At 74.3% G+C, this 3852-nt stretch carries 5 protein-coding genes; 1 reads left to right on the forward strand and 4 read right to left on the reverse strand.

Annotation, left to right across the window (positions count from 1 at the left end; translation table 11 throughout):
• Positions 1–188 precede the first annotated feature (188 nt).
• The 4 genes from HUW36_RS27620 to HUW36_RS27635 all read right to left on the reverse strand — a co-directional run bounded on the left by HUW36_RS27620 (position 189) and on the right by HUW36_RS27635 (position 3568).
• On the reverse strand, positions 189–938 hold the full coding sequence (locus HUW36_RS27620) for a ZIP family metal transporter (protein ID WP_174530816.1): 750 nt from the start codon (positions 936–938) through the stop codon (positions 189–191).
• A gap of 39 nt (positions 939–977) precedes the next feature.
• The gene (locus HUW36_RS27625; protein WP_174530817.1) at positions 978–2177 is read right to left on the reverse strand and encodes a GNAT family N-acetyltransferase; all 1200 of its coding nucleotides are present in this window, start codon (positions 2175–2177) and stop codon (positions 978–980) included.
• 51 nt (positions 2178–2228) lie between these two features.
• Positions 2229–2948, reverse strand: coding sequence for a PP2C family protein-serine/threonine phosphatase (locus HUW36_RS27630; RefSeq protein ID WP_174530818.1), 720 nt, complete (start codon positions 2946–2948; stop codon positions 2229–2231).
• A 92-nt stretch (positions 2949–3040) separates the two neighbouring features.
• On the reverse strand, positions 3041–3568 hold the full coding sequence (locus HUW36_RS27635; protein ID WP_174530819.1) for a helix-turn-helix domain-containing protein: 528 nt from the start codon (positions 3566–3568) through the stop codon (positions 3041–3043).
• 56 nt (positions 3569–3624) lie between these two features.
• Between HUW36_RS27635 and HUW36_RS27640 the strand changes: the two genes are divergently transcribed.
• The coding region (locus HUW36_RS27640) for a benzoate/H(+) symporter BenE family transporter (RefSeq protein WP_174530820.1) at positions 3625–3852 on the forward strand (228 nt) is incomplete at its 3' end.

The raw sequence follows: 3852 nt of genomic DNA on the forward strand, positions 1-3852 counted from the left end.
CGGAACCGGTGGCCGCGGCCGGCGCGGGCGTGCCGCCCGGGTCGTCGCCGCCGCACGCGGGCAGCGTCGCGGTGGCCAGGGCGAGGGCGAGCAGACAGAGAGCCGACTTCACGCGCACCGCCCGATGCTAGGAGGCGCGGCCGTCCCGGCACGACCCGGCCGGCGATCCTTAACCCGCCGCTAAGCCGTCAGGCGTGCGAGAGGGCGAACGCCACCAGGAATCCCAGCACGGTGATCAGACCGACCAGCAGGTGCGCGTCCTCGAACGCCTCCGGCACCATGGTGTCGGTGATCATCGCCAGGATCGCGCCGGCCGCGAGCGCGGTGATGGCGGCCAGCACCTCGGGCGGGGCGCCGCCGAGCAGCGTGTACCCGGCCAGCGACGCGGCACCGGAGAGCAGCGCGATGGCCGCCCACAGCCCGAAGACGTAACGCCGGGTCCGCCCGGCCTGCCGCATGCCGGCCGCGCTGGACAGCCCCTCCGGCACGTTGCTGAGGAACACCGCGATCACCGTGACCAGGCTGACCGGGCCGCCGGCCAGCAGGCTCGCGCCGATCACCACCGATTCCGGTACGCCGTCGAGCAGCGCGCCGACCGCGATGGCCGAACCGGAGCCGGGCTGCTCCTGCTCGGACGGCTGCTCGTCGCCGGAGCGCTTGCGGTGCCGGGCCCCGTGCCGGGCCAGCAGCACGTTCGCCCCGGTGTACGCGAGCGCGCCGGCCGCCGCCCCGATCGCCACCGGCAGCAGCCCGCCCTGCTCGTGCGCCTCGTCGATCAGCTCGAACGACACGGCGGAGAGCAGCACGCCGGCGCCGAACGCCATCACCGACGCGGTCATCCGGCGCGGCACCCGCGCGAAGAACCCGACGGCCGCCCCGATCAGCAGGGCGGATCCGGCGAGCAGGCCCCAGAATCCCGCTTGCAACCACTCCGGCACGCGCAGGACCCTACCCCCGGCCCGGCGTCGCCAACCGGGTCAGAAGTCGGCGAACAGGTAGGGCAGCTCACGGGGGAAGAGCCGACGCAGCTCGACGGCGGCGTCCACCGGCACCTCGCCCAGCCCGCGTACGGCCACCTCGGCCGGGTCGAGCACCCCGTAGGCCAGGGCGGACAGCCCGGCGGCGGTCAGCCGGGCGGCCGGCACGCTGCCCTCGGCGGCGGTCTCCGCCGGCAGCACCGCCAGCTTGCCGGTGGCGCCGTCGAGCAGGTGCCGGCCGGCGAGCCAGCGGTCACCGACCAGCTCGACGAGCACCCGACCGACGCCGACCGGTTGCTCGGCGAGCGCGTCCAGGCTGAGCAGGCGGGCCATCGGCGCGGTCGGGTCGGGCCGCGCCACCCGCGCCTCGACGTGCACGTCGAGGTCGGTGAGCCACAGCTCGGGCAGTTCGTCGGCCGGCAGGTGGACGCTGACCCGGGCCACCTGGTCGACGTGCCGGGCGAAGAACTGGAGCAGCGACGCCCGGGCGTACGGGTCGTCGAAGAGCAGGTCGTCGGCGATCAGCGTGCCGGCGTGGTCGTCGATCCGGTAGGTGACCGCGCCCACCGTCTCGCCGGCGCGCACCACGCTGACCAGCCAGCGGTCGTCCCGGTCGCGCAGCCCGACGGCGCGGAAGTCCGGGAACACCGCGAACCCGTGCCGCTCCCGCAGGCACCTGTCGGTGTAGGCGCGCCACCGCGGGTAGCCCGCGCCGATCCGCTCCCAGACCAGCTCGTCGGGCAGCTCGGCCCGCAGCAGCGGCGCCAGGTCCGCCGGGGCGAACACCGCGGTACGCCGCCGGGGCAGCCCGACGTAGCCGAAGCGCTCGTAGAACGAGGCGCGGAACGGGTGCAGCGCGGTGAGCTGGTGCCCCTCGTCCCGCATGCCGTCGAGGAGCTGGTGCATGAGTGTCCGGACGTGCCCACGCCGGCGGGCCAGCGGATGGGTGGCCACGCCCGCGACGCCGGCCATCGGCAGCACCGCGCCGCGCAGGTTCTGCCGCATCGGGATCGCCGAGGCCGCCGCCGTGGTGACGTCGTCCTCCTCGACCACGAGCGTGGTGTTCCCCGCGTTGTACGGCAGGTAGGCGCGGAACTCGTCGGTCCGGGCCGCCGCCATGGGCGACGTCTCGAAGGCGTACGCCTGGAGCGGGAAGCTGGTGGTCAGTCGTTCCTCGGCGGCCAACCGGCGGATGTGCATCCGTTCATCCCAACCCGGGGCGGCGGGGGCCGCAACCCGAATCGGTGCGGATCAGGCCTCGGTGACGTCGGAGATGACCACGGTGACGTTGTCCGGCGCGCCGGCCTGGTGGGCGAGCTTCACCAACTGCTCGCCGCACTGCTGCCGGTCACTGTAGGTGGCGAGCGCCGCGGCGATGGCGGCGTCCTCCACGTAGTCGGAGAGGCCGTCGCTGCACAGCAGCAGCCGGTCGCCGGCGAACACGGTGAGCGCACCGACCGCCGGTGGGGCGTCCGAGCCCTGCACGGCGCGGGTGACGAGCGAGCGCTGCGGGTGGTGCCGGGCCTGGTCGCGGGAGAGCGCCCCCTGGTCGACGAGCGCCTGCACGAACGTGTCGTCGCGGGTGAGCTGGGTCAGCTCGTGGTCGCGCAGCAGGTAGCACCGGGAGTCGCCGACCTGGGCGAGGACCAGCGTGTCGCCGGCGAGCAGGGCGGCGGTCAGCGTGGTGCCCATGCCGTCGCGGGCCGGGTCGACCGTGATGGCGGCGCGGATGCGCTGGTTGGCGGTGCTGACCACGGCGCGTAGCGCGTCGGCCGCCTCGTCGGCCCCGGTGGGCGGGGTCAGCTCGTCCAGGATGCGGATGACGATCTCGCTGGCCACCTCGCCGGCCGGGAGGCCGCCCATGCCGTCGGCCACCGCCACCAGGCGGTCACCGGCGAGGGCGGAGTCCTCGTTGTTGGTCCGGACGAGGCCGACGTCGTTGAGGATGGCCGAGCGGAGGATGAGCGTCATGGGACAAGCTTGCCAAGAAGACCGGCCCCGCGTCTGCACGCGTTGGCTGGTCGGCTGAAAGAAATGTCATCCGCTTGCATCCTGGGTATGCGTCAACTGTCCGGTGTGGACGGACGCGGATAGCGGAGCAGGAGGCTCGCCCGGACCTCGTCGTCGCCCACCGCCGCGTAGCTGTGCGGCACGTCGGAGGTCCAGCGCAGGTAGCCGCCCGGTCCGGCGGTGGACGGGGCGTCCACCGGCCCGGCGCGGAGCACGCCGGAGAAGACCGTCACGTGTTCGGTGACCCCGGCCTGATGGGCGGGGGAGAGCTGGGCCGGCCCGGGGCTGACCCGCATCCGGTACAGCTCGTACGTGGCGTCCCGGTCGTGGAAGACCTCCAGCAGCGTGGCCCCGACCGCGGCCCCACGGACGGTCGGCGTCTGCTCGGGAGCGGACAGCACGGCGGTCAGTGGCACGCCGAGTTGCGCAGTGATCGCGTACAGGGTCTCCAGCGTGGGGTTGCGGACGCCGTTCTCCAGGCCGGAGAGCGTGGCCTTCCCGACGCCGGCCAGCCGGGCCAGCTCGGACAGGGAGATCCCGCGTTCCATCCGGAGGGCGCGGATGCGCCGGCCGACGTCCATCGGGTTATCGTGCTACATCGCGTCGTTCCGTAAACGGAACACCCGGAGGGGGAAGCATGGTCGGTCGACTCCAACCCGTGCTGGCCGGCGTGGTGACCGCCCTGGTCGGCTTCGCCAGCTCGTTCACCGTCGTCCTGGCCGGGCTGCGCGCGGTCGGCGCCGACCCGCGCCAGGCCGCCTCCGGCCTGCTGGCGCTCTGCGTGGCCAGCGGCTGCTGTGCGGTCTGGCTCGGCCTGCGCCACCGGCTGCCGCTGGCCATCGCCTGGTCCACGCCGGGCGCGGCG

The organism is Micromonospora maritima (assembly GCF_902825405.1).
In the GTDB taxonomy this organism is placed as follows: Bacteria; Actinomycetota; Actinomycetes; order Mycobacteriales; family Micromonosporaceae; genus Micromonospora; species Micromonospora maritima.

Bases quoted from the DNA above. Each gene is read 5' to 3' on its own strand.
- HUW36_RS27625 (WP_174530817.1), bottom strand. From the start codon at position 2,177: ATGCACATCCGCCGGTTGGCCGCCGAGGAACGACTGACCACCAGCTTC.
- HUW36_RS27630 (WP_174530818.1), bottom strand. From the start codon at position 2,948: ATGACGCTCATCCTCCGCTCGGCCATCCTCAACGACGTCGGCCTCGTC.
- HUW36_RS27635 (WP_174530819.1), bottom strand. From the start codon at position 3,568: ATGGACGTCGGCCGGCGCATCCGCGCCCTCCGGATGGAACGCGGGATC.